A 15341-nucleotide genomic window follows, 5' to 3' on the forward strand; every position below is an offset into this window, starting at 1 on the left:
TTTGAATATATATTCAAAACATGCCTAGACCAAGAAGATTCAGAAGAATTCTCGGAGAACCCCGTGTGGCTGCATTTTCCCCTGAAACCAGTGATGAGGAGACAGGGGTTGAGATAACCCTCGATGAATTTGAGGCCATAAGGCTGAGGGACTACCACGACATAAAACAGAAAAAAGCCGCTGAAATCATGGGAATATCACAGCCAACATTCCACAGAACCCTGACATCAGCACGGGGCAAGATAGCAGTTGCTCTGGTCGAGGGCAGACCAATAATGTTGAAGGGAGGTGATTATATCACAGACAGAAAAAGATACAAATGCATGGACTGCCAGTTTGAATGGATTTCACCTGAAAAGGAATATGAAAAATGTCCGGACTGCGGTTCAGAGAACATAACCGTCGTATCAGCCGAAACGTTACCAAAGGCAGGTAGAGGCGGATTTGGCAGGGGCTTTGGTGCTGGACGCGGAGCTCCACGTGTCTGCAAATGCATTGAATGCGGATACGAGGCACCGAAAACACCAGGCGTACCATGCAGAACAGAAAGGTGTCCCAAGTGTGGAGCACCCATGTGCGGCGCCAACTGAACAGGAGGACAACCATATGAAAATATGCATTCCCGTAGCAGAGGAAAGGGGTATGGATTCAAGGGTCTCAGAACACTTTGGAAAAACGCCCCTTTTTGCTTTTTATGATGACGAAACCAGTGAACTGGAAATTGTGAGGATAGATGGAAGGCACAGCGGAGGAAGACTAACACCCGCAGAGCTCGTGGTAAATTCCGATGCAGATCTCATTATATGCACAAATATGGGATCAAAGGCCATTAACCTTCTCAGGAGCCATGGAATTGATGTTCTGATGGGTGCAGGGGGAACAGTGGCTGAAACACTTAACCTCCTTAAAATGGGTGAGCTCAACGGAGCTCCAAATCCATGCAGCGGACAACATTGAGGTGCATTATGACGGCTGAAGATGCTCAAAAACTGGCTATCATGGAACAGGACGTGAAAATCGCCAGGGCCATGTCCACAATAAAACATAAAATCGTTGTTATGAGTGGAAAAGGGGGTGTTGGTAAGTCCACAGTTACAGTAAAACTTGCCGAAGAGTTTACCAGGAATGGTTACAGGGTGTGTGTACTGGATGCAGATGTTCATGGCCCTGATATCCCCAAGATGATGCATGTCAAGGAACCTGAAATCACCATGACCGGAAATCTTATAAACCCCATACCCACTCCACTCGGTGCAACTGTGATGTCTATAGAGTTTTTTCTTCCATCAGAGAACACACCGGTCATATGGAGGGGACCAAAAAAGACAGGAGCTATAAGACAGCTACTTGCAGATGTTAACTGGGAAGATGTCGATGTTTTAATCGTGGATAACCCTCCCGGAACAGGTGATGAGCCCCTCACTGTTCTTCAGTCAGTCCCTGGCATTGATGGCGTGATTGTAGTCACAACCGCACAGGAAGTTTCAATCCATGATGTTGAAAAATGTATCAATATGGTTAATCAACTGAATGTCCCGATCCTGGGAATCATAGAGAACATGTCATATCTCCAGTGTCCTGAATGCGGCAAAAAATTATTCCTATTCGGCAAAGATGGTGGAAAATACCTGTCAGATAAATTTGATCTCCCGTTTCTTGGCCAGATCCCCTTTGAAACAGAGATATCCGAAGATAACAAATCATCACCCATTTCAGACATTAACACTGAGATGGTGAATATATTCAATAGACTGGAGACTTATCTGAAAGATGGAGGTGTCAATTGATGAAGATAGCAATAGCGTCCTCCGGACCCGATGCAGGATCAGAGGTCAACAGATTTTTCGGCAGATCTCCATATTTTATGATTGTTGAAATGAAGGATGGTTCTATAGAATTCTCTGAAGTTATCGAGAACCCTTCAGCATCATCTTCAGGAGGGGCAGGTATAAAAACAGCCCAGATAATTGCAAATAGTGGTGTAAAAGCAGTTATAGCTTCTTCACCAGGTCCAAATGCCTTTGAAGTCCTGAATAAACTGGGTATAAAGATATACAGGGCAGCAGATGCATCGGTTGAAGAAAATATAGAACTCTTCACACAGGGAAATCTTGAGGAGATAAGGTCAGCAGCCAGGGGCAGAGATGGACAGTAAATTCACGATGATCTGGTGTTTCAATGAAACCTTTAATGGTAGCAATAACTGGGGGAAAGGGAGGAACAGGAAAATCAACTATAGCATGTTCTCTTGCAATAACCCTAGCCGATAAATTCAGGGTTCTGCTGGTAGACACAGACGTTGAGTGTCCAGATGATCACCACATCCTATCAGTTCAGAGAAAAAAAAAACAGATGAAGTAACGCTTCAGATCCCATCCTTTGATTTTTCCAGATGTTCCATGTGCGGTAAATGCTCAGAGGTCTGCAGGAAAAATGCAATAGTAGTCGTTGATGGCAGACGCCCCATTTTTATAAGGGATAGATGCAATGGCTGCGGCACCTGCATCCTTTCATGCAGAAATAATGCAATAAAGGAGGAGGAAACGATTACAGGTTTCCTTTATGATGGTGAACTCCCTGAGAATTATGATGAAAAGATCCGAAGAAATTTCAGGTTATTTTCCGGGGAAACAACCGTGAATATAGAATCAAGTGCGCGGGTAGTGGATTCGCTCATGAAAAAAGCTAGAGAGCACCGTGAGATGGACTTTGTTATCATTGATACGGCTGCAGGGCTTCACTGTAATGTTATACATGCCCTCATGGGTGTTCACCTTGCCTTTGCTGTTACAGAGCCAACACCCTTTGGTAGTCATGATTTGAGGCGGATACTTGAACTGCTCGACAGGCTGGGTGTAGATTCAAATATTATCCTCAACCGTGCAGGCACGGGTAAGGCAGACTTGGTGCTTGATGTTTCCAGAGAGACAGGAAAACCTATCGTGGCTGAGATAGACTACTCTAAGGAGATTATGGCGGCCTATTCATCAGGCAAACCCTTTAAGGTTCCGGGGATAGATACCGTCGCAGAGTTACTTGAGATGCAGAGGTGTTAATGTGAAGGAAGTATGTATCCTCTCGGGGAAGGGTGGGGCTGGAAAGAGCAGCATAGTATCTTCCATGGCAGTTCTGCTTGCCGATAAATCAGAAATCATCCTTGGCGACTGTGATGTGGACACACCCAATCTGGCACTCATCATGGGATCTTCAGGGGGTTTGGAGTGCGAAACCATAAGGGCCTCTGAAAGGGCTTTTTTATTGGGTGAGGGATGTAAATCAAGAAGGAAATGTGTGAGGGTATGTAGATTCAATGCAATAAAGTGGAATGCTAGGAACTCACCCGAAATAAATGAATTTTTATGTGAAGGATGTGGAGCATGCGCATATATATGTCCAGAGAGGGTAATAGACATCCAGGAAGTTGATACGGGAAAGGTCTGTTCTTTTAAATCTGGTTATGGTTTCAGTGTGGTGTCTGGTCATCTTAAGATTGGTGAGAGAGGCTCAGGAAAAATTGTGGATGCTGTGAGGAGGAAGGTCTTTGAGATTGGAAGATCAGAGAACCTGGATGTCGCGCTCCTGGATTCAGCAGCTGGTATTGGCTGTCCGGTGGTATCCTCAGTAAAGGGATGTGATCATGCTATTATAATAACGGAACCCACAAGGGCAGCTTTAAATGATTCTAAACGTGCAATGGAACTTGTAAGACATTTTGGAATTTCACACTCCATGATAATCAACAAATACGATTTAAATCAGGACATAACAGCTGAGATAGAACATCTTGCAGATGAGAATGAAATTCATATTATAGGAAAAATACCCTATGACCCGGCATTTACAGATGCTATGATTAAGGGAGTGCCCGCAGTGCTCTGCAAACCTCGCATTAAAAAGCGGTTTATGGGGATGGTTGAGAGGATAATGTTAGATATGGGACTGGGTTGACATGGCAGGGGATGGAGCACGACTGAAGGAGGGAGAGATCGCTTCAAAGTATTCAGTAATCAGCAATATAATTCTAATGTTGATAAAAGGGATTACTGGTTATCTCTCTGGAAATATAGCTCTGATAGCAGACGCCATACATTCCTTTGCAGATGTATTCTCATCAGCCGCAGTGTTCATAGGTCTTAAACTCTCACAGAGAAAACCCGATGAACTATTCCCCTATGGATACCATAGAATTGAAACCCTTGTTTCCCTCATAGTTTCAGTTTTGATTATCATAACGGGTCTGGAAATAGGCTGGGACTCCATTATTTACATTTTAAATCCAGCTTCAGAAGTTTCCATGGCCATTGCAAGCCTTGCTGTGAGTTTAATATCAATCGGGGCCTCCTATGTCATTGCATTTTATAAGGTAAGGGTGGGAAAGAAAATAGGATCAACAGCCCTCCTGAACGATGGAAAACACAGCTATGTGGACGTAGTATCTTCTGTTCTTGTTTTCATGGGGATTGTGGGAGAGTATATGGGTCTTCACGGCTTTCAGGGGATTGTGGGAGTGATTATAGCGGCAGCAATCATTTATATTGGTATTGGGCTTGCAAAATATGATGTTCTAACCCTCCTTGATGCATGTATTGACAGTGATTCAATGGAAATCATAAAAAATACAGTCTTATCACTCCCACGTGTTAAGGGGGTTCATGAGATTAGAATAAGAAGATCGGGACCCTACCTCTTTGGCGAACTGCATATCGAACTTGAAAAAGGACTGCATGTAGATGAAATAGAGAGGATCATTTCTCAGATAAACTCCAAGGTTAAGGAGGTTGTCCCACACATTGATCACCTCACGGTCCAGCCTGAGACCGTTAAAAAGGATGAAGTTGTGGTTGCTGTGCCACTTGAGGATAACCGTGGCCTGCATTCCACATTCACCACCCACTTCGGAAGGGCTAACTTTTTCCTCATTGCAAAAACCATCAGGGGGGAGATACTTGATTACAGGATAATTGAGAATCCCGGGAAATCACTTAAAAAGAAGAGGGGGATTCGAGCCGCCGAGTCCCTGAAAAACGAGCATATCGATGTTTTAGTGGTTGAAAAATTATCAGAGGGCCCTAAACTTCTTTTTTCAGATTATCTCCTTGGAACAGTACCCCCCGAAGGCTCATCCCTTGAGGAGGTCATTAAAAATGCATCGATGAAATTTTTAGGCTGATATCCACTGGAGGCTGATCACCCATCACAGCTTTCCCTGGAGCATCCTTGTAACGGTTCTTATATGTTCCTGCTGCTTACGGGCCTCATCACGGATTGATTTTAAAAGCCTGGATGTGACGGGTACCGGCACGCTTCTGAATACATATGATTCCAGGAGGAAATTGAATGCTCTCTCCTCTGCCACACTTTCAAATCGCCTGTTACTGGACCTCATGAATACAGGGTTTTCATCATCAGAGAGGTTCTTGACCTCCTCACCAAGTTCAGTACCGGGGAGCGGCTCAGCAATGCTCACGAAGTAGTCATCTAACATGAGTTCATCTGCAATTTCCAGGGTTTCCTGGTACTCCTCTTCGCCCTCACCCGGGTAACCGACTATGAAGGAGCCCGCAACCCTTAAATTGTACCTCCTTGCAAGTTCAACAGCCTCAACAACCTGATCAGGAGTTATACCCTTTTTCATTTTCCTCAACATCCGTTGGCTCCCTGATTCAACACCATAGAACACCCATCCGTTCGTGTACTTGGATATGGCCTCAAGCACATCTTCACTGATCATATCAACCCTTATATCAGGCACTGTGAGGTTTCGAGCACCTGTAACCTCACTTATACCCCTCAGGAGGTCCCTGAAGGAGTCCTCATCAATACCACGAAACTTGCTACTGCCATAGAGGGTGCCTGTACCACCACTTATTGCAAATCTCCTGGCGCCTGAGGCCTTCAGTTGCCGCACCTCCCTGATTATGTCCTCAAGGGGCCTGCTTCTGACCTTCCTGCCGAAGAATTCGGGGACCTGACAGAAGGTGCAGTTCCCTGGACAGCCCCTGTGGGTCTCGATGTAAACACTGGCGCCCCTTATGTCCTCCCGGGAAATGTCACATGGAATAAGGGGGAGGACTCTCTTCATGGGGCAGGGCGATGACTCATTCATTGAAATTCCATCAGATGTTCTGAAGGCTGCGCCGGGAACGTCATCTGGTTCACACCTTCCAGCTGCAAGCTCCATCACATCACCAACCTTATCCTCGCCCTCCCCCCTAATCACGAGGTCCACATCAAGGTACCTGAACACCATCCCGGGGTCTATGCTGACTGGACCACCGACCACCCTGAAGCCCCCCATATTATTAATAATATCCCTGTACTTCACCAGGTGGATGGTTGACTGGAGGCTTATGAATACGATCTCTGTGTCCACCCCATCAAATCCTTTCCTGAGTTCAACACTGTGACCGAGGTCCCTCAAGGCACCTGCAATGAGCATTGAACCGTAATTGTAGTGTTCAGGTGTTAAAACAACCACATGAGTCATTCAGAAGCACCAAAGAAATTTATTGCCTGTATAAGTTCATAGAATGCTTCCATCTCCCTCTCTATAACATCATACTGGGATAGCGTACCGCTCATCTCCCCATCAACGGTGAGCCTTTCAGGACCCCTTATGACTATCCGGTCGGTACCATCGCGGCTTAGCACCTCCTTGGCCTGCATTTCATGGACAAATGCCCTGCCAGGGATTATCACCGTTTCCTTAAGTTCGCTGAGGTCCACACCCTCAAGGTCCCTCATTGTTATGAGGCATGCTATGTCCTTTTCAACACCAACAACGTTCACCATGTCATCTGCCCCGAGGTTCCTTATTATCCTCCTTATGTAGGGTGCTGCAATGGATCCTGTGATCAGGGTTGCCTCGCCCCTGATTTCAGGGAGTATATCCAGGTACTCCCGGCTTGAGTCATCTGCAAGGACAAATGGGGTCCCGTTTTCAGGGTCGCAGACGGGAGTCCCTGTAACCCTGAGATTGAATTCCCGGTCAACCATCCTCACAAGGTCCTCAAATTCCTGTACGGTGTGCGGCTCTATACCCTCAATTATTGGCTCATTGCCAAGTATCAGTCCCTGGTGCTCATAGTTTGCAAACCGCATCATTATGAATCCGGTTGCCCCCCACTCCTCAAGTCTGGAGCAGGTTTCAAGGAGTTTATCACCATCATTCACACCGGGTATGATCACCGCTGCAGCGTGGACCTCACAGGATTCACAGAATATCCTGAGGGCCTCAAGTGCATTTTCAGCGTTCCTATCACGCATCCACTCCTGCCTCAGGAGGGGATCCACTGAGAACACAGTGAAGGTTACCTCATCCACACCATTTTCAATGAGCCTCGAGGCTATCTTAGGGTCATCTATCCCCTTTCCACTGGTGTAGCCAAGGTGCATGGGTATCCCAAATTCACCAAGCCCAGCTGTCAGCTCCTCAAGGTGGGGGTAGCAGCTCACATCGCCCCCGCCGCTGATGTTTATCTTCAGGTCCTTGTCCTGAAGGTTCTGCATCATAAGTGTTGTCTGCACATTACCCATGACAAGGAACGGGGGTAAAAATTCCCTTCCCCTCTCTGCAACATCCCTTCCACAGGTTTCACAGCCCACCCTCCCTGGAGAGCAGTTCCTGCAGCCGAAGGGTTCAAATTCACCCACCTTCCTGAAGTAACAGTACCTGCAGAATCCCCTGCAGTCCTTGCCAGGTATACCACCCAAATCTGCTATTATCTGCATGTTCCTCTTTCTGTGCCGCGCCTTAAATATAATTTATTACCCTGCAGCCATCATAACTGCGGTGTCCATGATCATAAAAATCAACGCAGCCGTACAAAAAATCCATAAAACCCGAAGAAAACGTATTGATACATATAAATCTTTCGACTTGATTCAGAAAGAAATCTTAATTAATTATGATCAAGTTAAATATGCACCGTATACTAAAACGGGTGTTTTAACACCCTCCAAGGGCCTTCTTGCCTTTCCTGAAAAGGGGGGGTCTTGGATGTTTAGTATACTGAACTGATTGTTAGGAGGGAAAAAATGGCGAAGTTTGAGGATAAGGTCGACTTGTACGACGACAGAGGCAACCTCGTCGAAGAACAGGTGCCATTAGAAGCTCTGAGCCCACTTAGAAACCCCGCCATTAAAAGCATAGTGCAGGGGATTAAAAGGACAGTGGCTGTGAACCTTGAAGGTATAGAAAACGCCCTGAAGACAGCGAAGGTCGGCGGACCTGCCTGTAAGATAATGGGCCGTGAACTCGACCTCGACATTGTCGGGAACGCCGAGTCAATAGCAGCCGCTGCAAAGGAAATGATACAGGTGACCGAGGACGACGACACCAACGTCGAACTCCTTGGCGGAGGTAAAAGGGCACTCGTACAGGTCCCAAGTGCAAGGTTCGATGTTGCAGCAGAATACTCTGCAGCACCACTCGTAACCGCCACAGCATTTGTCCAGGCCATAATCAACGAATTTGATGTTAGCATGTACGACGCTAACATGGTTAAAGCAGCCGTTCTGGGAAGATATCCACAGTCTGTGGAGTACATGGGGGCAAACATAGCAACGATGCTGGACATTCCACAGAAACTGGAAGGCCCAGGATACGCACTGAGGAACATCATGGTGAACCATGTTGTTGCAGCAACACTCAAAAACACACTCCAGGCAGCAGCACTATCAACCATACTTGAACAGACAGCAATGTTCGAGATGGGTGACGCTGTAGGAGCATTTGAGAGGATGCACCTCCTTGGACTTGCATACCAGGGAATGAACGCAGACAACCTGGTCTTTGACCTTGTTAAGGCCAACGGTAAAGAAGGTACGGTTGGTTCAGTCATAGCAGACCTGGTTGAAAGGGCCCTGGAAGATGGTGTCATAAAGGTTGAGAAGGAACTTACAGACTACAAGGTCTACGGCACAGACGACCTTGCAATGTGGAACGCCTATGCAGCAGCAGGACTCATGGCAGCCACAATGGTTAACCAGGGTGCAGCAAGGGCAGCTCAGGGTGTATCATCAACTCTGCTATACTACAATGACCTCATAGAATTCGAAACAGGACTACCAAGCGTGGACTTCGGTAAAGTGGAAGGTACCGCTGTAGGATTTTCATTCTTCAGCCACTCCATCTACGGTGGAGGTGGACCAGGTATCTTCAACGGAAACCACATCGTTACAAGGCACAGTAAAGGATTCGCCATACCATGTGTGGCAGCCGCAATGGCACTGGATGCAGGAACCCAGATGTTCTCACCAGAAGCAACCTCTGGACTCATAAAAGAAGTATTCAGCCAGGTTGACGAGTTCCGAGAACCACTCAAATATGTTGTGGAGGCAGCAGCTGAGATTAAAAACGAAATTTAAATAATCTCTCAGAACTGGGGGCAAAAAACCAATGGACGTTCAGATATTTCCTCACAGGCTGCTAGGGGCTGACACCACAGAGAAACTCCTTAACCGCCTTGAGGACATCCACGGCGTTAAGCGAATGGTGATCCACGGACAGAGACTACCACCAGAGGACCACCCTGACAGGCGCATAATCAACGTGAAAGGCCAGGAATTTGAACTTCAGGTTAAAACTGGCCGTGTGCTGCTTGAAGTGGAGGACGAGGAGACAATAACCGATATCAAGAGGGTTTGTGAGGATCTCCTGCCCTTTGGATATGATGTTACTCCCGGCAGATACATAAGAACACAGAAGACCGTCACAGACGAGATAAAGTACGGCGAGAACCTTGATGAGATTCCTGATGAACTCATCGGTCTCACGGATCAGAACGCCAGGCTCAGTGAAAGGGCCACAATAATAAAAAGGAAGAAGGAGCATTAGATGATCGGAAAGTGCACTCACGTGGTTGACTGTAGAGAGACAATGGGCATGGGTGAAGGTGGAGGAATAGCCCAGAGGGGCACCTTTGCCCAGTGCGGAAGTGAAGTTCTGGCAGTGGCAATGTCACCGGGCAGGCGCCACATAACGAAGCCTGTCTGCGAGATAACATTTGCCCTGAGGGAAGCAAACATAATGACCAGTACCCTGGTACTGAACGCAGGCGCAGGGGTTCCACAGGACGCTCCAAGCGCCGGAGCAGGAAGTCTCTTTGGTCTGACACCTGCAGAAGTCGAGCAGATGAAGCGGCACAGACTCCTGGTGGTGCACCTTGGCGGGGTCAAGAACCACATCACTTACAAGGCACGCCTCATACTCAGAAACGTTGACCGTCCATGCATAGTCATATGCGAATACCCGGTTGACTTTGAGGACTTTGCGAAGATAGGTGTCAAAACCAGGGCCGTAATGCCGGATGAACCAAAAACCAGGGGAACAATCGTTGACATCGTGAGTGGAGTTATTAGAGGAGAAACCTGTCCCCAGGAAAAACTGGATGAGATTATAAGGAAGGTTAAGTTAGCTTTAGGAGGTGCATGATATGGCACAATACTATCCCGGAACAACTAAGGTTGCTCAGAACAGAAGGAATTTCTGTAACCCTGAATACGAACTTGAAAAACTGAGAGAAATCTCAGATGAAGATGTAGTAAAGATTCTGGGTCACAGGGCCCCAGGGGAAGAATACCCAAGTGTTCACCCACCACTTGAAGAGATGGATGAACCAGAGGACGCAATAAGAGAAATGGTCGAACCAATAGACGGTGCAAAGGCCGGTGACAGGGTCCGATACATACAGTTCACAGACTCAATGTACTTCGCCCCGGCCCAGCCATATGTGAGATCAAGGGCATACCTCTGCAGGTACAGGGGTGCAGACGCAGGTACACTATCAGGTCGTCAGATCATAGAGACCAGGGAGAGGGACCTTGAAAAGATATCCAAGGAACTCCTTGAAACAGAGTTCTTTGACCCTGCAAGGTCAGGTGTCAGGGGTAAATCTGTCCACGGACACTCACTGCGTCTCGATGAGGACGGTATGATGTTCGACATGCTCAGAAGGCAGATCTACAACAAGGACACCGGCAGAGTCGAAATGGTCAAAAACCAGATCGGCGACGAACTCGACGAACCTGTGGATCTTGGTGAACCACTGGATGAAGAAACCCTGATGGAAAAAACAACCATCTACCGTGTGGATGGTGAAGCCTACCGTGATGATACAGAAGCCGTGGAGATCATGCAGAGAATCCACGTTTTAAGATCACAAGGAGGGTTCAACCCAGAATAATCCGGGGGAGGTGTAGATTATGGCTGACAAATTGTTCATAAATGCTTTAAAGAAAAAATTTGAAGAATCCCCTGAAGAAAAGAAAACCACATTCTACACACTTGGTGGCTGGAAACAGTCAGAAAGAAAAACCGAGTTTGTGAACGCTGGTAAAGAAGTGGCAGCAAAGAGGGGCATACCCCAGTACAACCCTGACATAGGTACCCCACTTGGTCAGAGGGTACTCATGCCCTACCAGGTTTCAACAACCGATACCTATGTTGAAGGTGACGACCTCCACTTCGTAAACAACGCTGCCATGCAGCAGATGTGGGACGACATAAGGAGAACCGTTATTGTCGGTCTGAACCACGCCCACGCTGTTATAGAAAAGAGGCTGGGTAAGGAGGTCACACCTGAGACCATAACCCACTACCTGGAAACAGTGAATCACGCAATGCCAGGTGCAGCTGTCGTCCAGGAGCACATGGTGGAAACCCACCCTGCACTGGTGGCAGACAGTTACGTCAAGGTATTCACAGGTAACGACGAAATAGCGGATGAGATCGACCCTGCATTCGTCATAGACATCAACAAACAGTTCCCAGAAGACCAGGCAGAAACCCTCAAGGCAGAGGTTGGAGACGGAATCTGGCAGGTTGTCAGGATCCCAACCATAGTCTCAAGGACCTGTGACGGTGCAACAACCTCACGATGGTCCGCCATGCAGATAGGTATGTCCATGATTTCAGCCTACAAACAGGCAGCAGGTGAAGCCGCAACAGGTGACTTCGCATACGCTGCAAAACACGCTGAAGTTATACACATGGGTACATACCTGCCTGTGAGACGTGCAAGGGGTGAAAACGAGCCTGGTGGTGTGCCATTCGGTTACCTTGCCGATATCTGTCAGAGCTCAAGGGTCAACTATGAGGACCCTGTCCGGGTGTCACTGGATGTTGTGGCAACCGGTGCAATGCTCTACGACCAGATCTGGCTCGGCTCATACATGTCAGGTGGTGTAGGATTCACCCAGTACGCAACAGCAGCCTACACAGACAACATCCTCGACGACTTCACCTACTTCGGTAAGGAGTACGTGGAGGACAAGTATGGACTCTGTGAGGCACCAAACACCATGGACACCGTCCTGGACGTTGCAACTGAGGTCACATTCTACGGTCTTGAACAGTACGAGGAATACCCAGCACTCCTCGAGGACCAGTTCGGTGGATCACAGAGGGCAGCAGTCGTTGCAGCTGCAGCCGGATGTTCCACAGCATTTGCAACAGCAAACGCCCAGACAGGTCTCAGCGGATGGTACCTCTCAATGTACCTCCACAAGGAACAGCACTCAAGGCTAGGATTCTACGGTTACGACCTCCAGGACCAGTGCGGTGCATCCAACGTCTTCTCAATAAGGGGCGACGAGGGACTGCCACTGGAGCTTCGTGGACCTAACTATCCAAACTACGCCATGAACGTGGGACACCAGGGTGAATACGCAGGTATATCACAGGCACCACACGCTGCCCGTGGAGACGCCTTCGTGTTCAACCCACTGGTGAAAATAGCCTTTGCAGACGACAACCTCGTCTTCGACTTCACCAACGTCCGTGGCGAATTCGCCAAAGGTGCTCTGCGAGAGTTCGAACCAGCCGGTGAAAGAGCACTCATAACACCTGCAAAATAGATTAACGAAGGTGCATTACACAAACTTTTTAAGTGTAATGCACCTAATTTTTTTTATTCAAAAAAATAAAAGGAGGAAGAAATATGGACCCTATGATAACAGGTTTAGGTGTTGTAGCTCTCATGGGTGCAGCTGCAACCATAGCAGGAGCCGCAGAGGACTTAGAGTCTGACGTAGGATCCCAGAGTAACCCCAACTCACAGGTTCAGCTCGCACCACAGATGGGACACCTGCACCGAATAATCAACAAGGCCGTTTCAGGGGAACCCGTTGCCTACGGAACCTGGTGCGGAATTGCTGGTTCAGTTGCATATGTGCTGATGCAGTCAATGCAGCTGCCTGTGATAATGGCAATTGCAGTTGGCGCTGTAATAGCTGCAATGGTACACACAACCTACGCTGTAACATCCCACATGGGACGAATTGTCAGCCAGTCCCAGTTCAACCAGCCACTCTTCATGGACATGCTGGTTCAGCACTTAGGCCCAATTGCAGGGCATGGATTTATCGTGACATTCTGTATTGTAGGATTATCATACCTCATGACATTACCGATCCCTGGCTTTGCACACCCGTTCCCACTGCCACTTCTGGCAGTGCTCTGGGGTATAACAATAGGTGCAATCGGTTCATCAACAGGGGACGTCCACTACGGTGCTGAAAGGGAGTACCAGCAGTACCCATTCGGTGGAGGTATACCTGTTGCGATTCACGGTGACATAACAACAAAGGCAGAGCTGGGTGCAAGGAACTCAATGGACGTTGTTCACTTCTGTGCAAAGTACGGTGGACCCTTAACAGGATTCGCATTCGGTACAATCGTATTCCTCAGCTTCTGGAACACAATAGTCTTCGGTATAACCGGCGGAATAATATCCGGCCTGATAATAGTCTTGTTACTGATAATCCTCAACAACAGACTTGAAGTCTTTGCAAGAAACAGATATGGACCATACAAGGAGGATGAATAGATGGATCCATTACTACTGATAGGAGCTATAACCGCTGGAGGAGTACTCATAGGTGGAGGCGTTCACTTCGTACCTGTGGGTGGTGCGCCAGCAGCTATGGCAACAGCCACAGGTGTGGGTACCGGTACAGCCATGCTTGCTGCAGGTGCAGGTTTAACAGGACTCATAACAGCTGCAGCCATGACCGGACAGTCCCCACTCATGATAATGGCTGCTGGAGCCGTTGGTTCAATGCTCATGATAGGTATCACAATGCTTGTGGGTAACCTCATCTACGTATATGGTGTGGGTACAGTTCCTGTATCTGCAAAGGTGGCTGTGGACCCCCTAACAGGCATGGAACAGGAAAAATACGTCACCCCGGGTACCGAGGGTCATGGTCTTCCAACGGTCTGTTTTGTCAGCGGTATAATCGGGGGAGCCCTCGGTGGAATCGGAGGTGGGCTCATCTACTGGGCACTCAACGAGGCCCTCAGGACCCTGTCATATGGTGCAATGGGTGCTGCAGGTGTTGCAGCAATCTTCGCCGTCGGCATATTCTTCATAAACGCGGTTATTGCATCATATAACATTGGAGGTACAATAGAAGGTTTCCACGATCCTAAATTCAAGAGGATCGGCAGGGGAATAGTCGCATGTCTCATAGCCTCCATTGTTGCAGGGGCCCTTTCAACATTACTCGTATACGGAGGTGTCTTCTAATGTCAGTAGCAGCAGGAGGACCAGCCGGCGCAGCCATACCTGAGAGCAGGCTCATGGCACTCGGAATAATCGGTGGACTGGCAGGTATATACGCATCAGCAGTTAACCCGGTCATAGGCCCCGTTCTCGCATCCCTTGGAGCAGTCTGCGCAATCATATGGGGTGCAGACGCCATAAGGAGGGTTGCAAGCTACGGTCTCGGTACCGGTGTGCCATCAATCGGGTACATGTCAGTTTCAATAGGTATAGTTGGTGTGGTCGCCGGACTCGCATCAGTGTTCACGGTACCCGCACTGGCAGTACCAGTCGCTGGACTCATACTTGCCATGATACTGGGTGTCGTTGTGGCCGTACTCGGTAAGAAGATAGTTAAGATGAAAATCCCGATCCTTGAGAAATGCACAGCTGAGATTTCAGGGGCAGCAGCTCTCTCAGTGCTTGGATTTTCAGCGGCCATTGCAGGCAGCTACACCATGCAGGCGGTTCTAACATCAGTCATAACAACAGGATTCATAGGCTTGCTATTCATACTCAACACAATGGCAATCCAGCACCCATTCAACGCCTGTCTCGGACCAAACGAGAACCAGACAAGGACACTCAAGCTGGCAGCATCAACAGGATTCATATCAATGGCCATAGTCGGCCTCCTTGGAATCGGATTGAACCCTGGCTGGTGGCTCGTTTCACTGGTGGGTGCACTATGCTGGGTCGTGGCCTTCAAGTCATTCGTGAGCGCATCCTTAGAGGAAGCCGCATCCGTGAAATGGTCAGGTCTCTGGCCTAAGGAGGAAGAGCACTAGGAGGCTT

18 protein-coding genes are annotated in these 15341 nt (G+C 48.1%); 16 read left to right on the plus strand and 2 right to left on the minus strand.

All coding sequences use genetic code 11. The features are described from left to right. Positions 1–20: 20 nt before the first annotated feature. The 8 genes from ACPLJI_RS05535 to ACPLJI_RS05570 are packed head-to-tail and all read left to right on the plus strand — an operon-like array spanning position 21 to position 5170. The gene (locus ACPLJI_RS05535; protein ID WP_424731225.1) at positions 21–590 is read left to right on the plus strand and encodes a DUF134 domain-containing protein; all 570 of its coding nucleotides are present in this window, start codon (positions 21–23) and stop codon (positions 588–590) included. A 16-nt stretch (positions 591–606) separates the two neighbouring features. Continuing rightward, on the plus strand, positions 607–957 hold the full coding sequence (locus ACPLJI_RS05540) for a NifB/NifX family molybdenum-iron cluster-binding protein (protein WP_424731224.1): 351 nt from the start codon (positions 607–609) through the stop codon (positions 955–957). A gap of 8 nt (positions 958–965) precedes the next feature. Then, complete coding sequence (locus ACPLJI_RS05545) at positions 966–1787, plus strand: Mrp/NBP35 family ATP-binding protein (protein ID WP_424731223.1); 822 nt, start codon at positions 966–968, stop codon at positions 1785–1787. After that, a complete protein-coding gene (locus ACPLJI_RS05550; RefSeq protein ID WP_424731222.1) occupies positions 1787–2155 on the plus strand; it encodes a NifB/NifX family molybdenum-iron cluster-binding protein in 369 nt (122 codons plus the stop codon). Before ACPLJI_RS05545 ends, ACPLJI_RS05550 begins: the two co-directional genes overlap by 1 nt. A gap of 23 nt (positions 2156–2178) precedes the next feature. Continuing rightward, complete coding sequence (locus tag ACPLJI_RS05555) at positions 2179–2361, plus strand: P-loop NTPase (protein WP_424741162.1); 183 nt, start codon at positions 2179–2181, stop codon at positions 2359–2361. 8 nt (positions 2362–2369) lie between these two features. Beyond that, positions 2370–3056, plus strand: a complete 687-nt coding sequence (locus ACPLJI_RS05560; RefSeq protein ID WP_424741164.1) for a 4Fe-4S binding protein — start codon at positions 2370–2372, stop codon at positions 3054–3056. A 1-nt stretch (position 3057) separates the two neighbouring features. Next, positions 3058–3948, plus strand: coding sequence for an ATP-binding protein (locus ACPLJI_RS05565; protein WP_424731220.1), 891 nt, complete (start codon positions 3058–3060; stop codon positions 3946–3948). 1 nt (position 3949) lies between these two features. Then, positions 3950–5170, plus strand: a complete 1221-nt coding sequence (locus ACPLJI_RS05570; protein ID WP_424731219.1) for a cation diffusion facilitator family transporter — start codon at positions 3950–3952, stop codon at positions 5168–5170. Between the two features lie 24 nt (positions 5171–5194). Here the strand turns inward: ACPLJI_RS05570 and ACPLJI_RS05575 are convergent, their stop codons facing one another. Both ACPLJI_RS05575 and mmp10 read right to left on the minus strand, forming a co-directional pair. Further along, the gene (locus ACPLJI_RS05575) at positions 5195–6487 is read right to left on the minus strand and encodes a methyl-coenzyme M reductase glutamine C-methyltransferase (protein ID WP_424731218.1); all 1293 of its coding nucleotides are present in this window, start codon (positions 6485–6487) and stop codon (positions 5195–5197) included. Next, complete coding sequence (mmp10, locus tag ACPLJI_RS05580) at positions 6484–7731, minus strand: methyl coenzyme M reductase-arginine methyltransferase Mmp10 (RefSeq protein ID WP_424731217.1); 1248 nt, start codon at positions 7729–7731, stop codon at positions 6484–6486. The genes ACPLJI_RS05575 and mmp10 overlap by 4 nt, the downstream gene beginning before the upstream one ends. Positions 7732–8037: 306 nt before the next feature. Here mmp10 and mcrB point away from each other — a divergent pair, with 306 nt between their 5' ends. The 8 genes from mcrB to mtrC all read left to right on the plus strand — a co-directional run bounded on the left by mcrB (position 8038) and on the right by mtrC (position 15334). Continuing rightward, complete coding sequence (mcrB, locus tag ACPLJI_RS05585) at positions 8038–9369, plus strand: coenzyme-B sulfoethylthiotransferase subunit beta (RefSeq protein WP_013296341.1); 1332 nt, start codon at positions 8038–8040, stop codon at positions 9367–9369. A gap of 31 nt (positions 9370–9400) precedes the next feature. Next, complete coding sequence (gene mcrD, locus ACPLJI_RS05590; protein WP_424731216.1) at positions 9401–9838, plus strand: methyl-coenzyme M reductase operon protein D; 438 nt, start codon at positions 9401–9403, stop codon at positions 9836–9838. After that, complete coding sequence (gene mcrC, locus ACPLJI_RS05595) at positions 9839–10435, plus strand: methyl-coenzyme M reductase I operon protein C (protein WP_237779303.1); 597 nt, start codon at positions 9839–9841, stop codon at positions 10433–10435. A 1-nt stretch (position 10436) separates the two neighbouring features. After that, positions 10437–11186, plus strand: coding sequence for a coenzyme-B sulfoethylthiotransferase subunit gamma (gene mcrG / locus ACPLJI_RS05600; protein ID WP_424731215.1), 750 nt, complete (start codon positions 10437–10439; stop codon positions 11184–11186). A gap of 19 nt (positions 11187–11205) precedes the next feature. Then, positions 11206–12858 carry a coenzyme-B sulfoethylthiotransferase subunit alpha gene (mcrA, locus tag ACPLJI_RS05605; RefSeq protein ID WP_424731214.1) on the plus strand — a complete coding sequence of 551 codons (1653 nt, stop codon included), beginning with the start codon at positions 11206–11208 and terminating at the stop codon, positions 12856–12858. Positions 12859–12941: 83 nt separating this feature from the next. Next, entirely contained in the window at positions 12942–13829 is an 888-nt protein-coding gene (gene mtrE, locus ACPLJI_RS05610) for a tetrahydromethanopterin S-methyltransferase subunit E (RefSeq protein WP_424731213.1), read from the plus strand. After that, positions 13830–14531 carry a tetrahydromethanopterin S-methyltransferase subunit D gene (gene mtrD / locus ACPLJI_RS05615; RefSeq protein WP_424731212.1) on the plus strand — a complete coding sequence of 234 codons (702 nt, stop codon included), beginning with the start codon at positions 13830–13832 and terminating at the stop codon, positions 14529–14531. After that, positions 14531–15334, plus strand: coding sequence for a tetrahydromethanopterin S-methyltransferase subunit MtrC (gene mtrC, locus ACPLJI_RS05620; protein WP_424731211.1), 804 nt, complete (start codon positions 14531–14533; stop codon positions 15332–15334). Before mtrD ends, mtrC begins: the two co-directional genes overlap by 1 nt. The last annotated feature ends 7 nt before the right edge of the window (positions 15335–15341 follow it).

The organism is Methanothermobacter sp. (assembly GCF_049720995.1).
Taxonomy (GTDB): domain Archaea; phylum Methanobacteriota; class Methanobacteria; order Methanobacteriales; family Methanothermobacteraceae; genus Methanothermobacter.

Bases quoted from the DNA above. Each gene is read 5' to 3' on its own strand.
- ACPLJI_RS05535 (WP_424731225.1), top strand. From the start codon at position 21: ATGCCTAGACCAAGAAGATTCAGAAGAATTCTCGGAGAACCCCGTGTG.
- ACPLJI_RS05540 (WP_424731224.1), top strand. From the start codon at position 607: ATGAAAATATGCATTCCCGTAGCAGAGGAAAGGGGTATGGATTCAAGG.
- ACPLJI_RS05545 (WP_424731223.1), top strand. From the start codon at position 966: ATGACGGCTGAAGATGCTCAAAAACTGGCTATCATGGAACAGGACGTG.
- ACPLJI_RS05550 (WP_424731222.1), top strand. From the start codon at position 1,787: ATGAAGATAGCAATAGCGTCCTCCGGACCCGATGCAGGATCAGAGGTC.
- ACPLJI_RS05555 (WP_424741162.1), top strand. From the start codon at position 2,179: ATGAAACCTTTAATGGTAGCAATAACTGGGGGAAAGGGAGGAACAGGA.
- ACPLJI_RS05570 (WP_424731219.1), top strand. From the start codon at position 3,950: ATGGCAGGGGATGGAGCACGACTGAAGGAGGGAGAGATCGCTTCAAAG.
- ACPLJI_RS05575 (WP_424731218.1), bottom strand. From the start codon at position 6,487: ATGACTCATGTGGTTGTTTTAACACCTGAACACTACAATTACGGTTCA.
- mmp10 (WP_424731217.1), bottom strand. From the start codon at position 7,731: ATGCAGATAATAGCAGATTTGGGTGGTATACCTGGCAAGGACTGCAGG.
- mcrB (WP_013296341.1), top strand. From the start codon at position 8,038: ATGGCGAAGTTTGAGGATAAGGTCGACTTGTACGACGACAGAGGCAAC.
- mcrD (WP_424731216.1), top strand. From the start codon at position 9,401: ATGGACGTTCAGATATTTCCTCACAGGCTGCTAGGGGCTGACACCACA.
- mcrC (WP_237779303.1), top strand. From the start codon at position 9,839: ATGATCGGAAAGTGCACTCACGTGGTTGACTGTAGAGAGACAATGGGC.
- mcrG (WP_424731215.1), top strand. From the start codon at position 10,437: ATGGCACAATACTATCCCGGAACAACTAAGGTTGCTCAGAACAGAAGG.
- mcrA (WP_424731214.1), top strand. From the start codon at position 11,206: ATGGCTGACAAATTGTTCATAAATGCTTTAAAGAAAAAATTTGAAGAA.
- mtrE (WP_424731213.1), top strand. From the start codon at position 12,942: ATGGACCCTATGATAACAGGTTTAGGTGTTGTAGCTCTCATGGGTGCA.
- mtrD (WP_424731212.1), top strand. From the start codon at position 13,830: ATGGATCCATTACTACTGATAGGAGCTATAACCGCTGGAGGAGTACTC.
- mtrC (WP_424731211.1), top strand. From the start codon at position 14,531: ATGTCAGTAGCAGCAGGAGGACCAGCCGGCGCAGCCATACCTGAGAGC.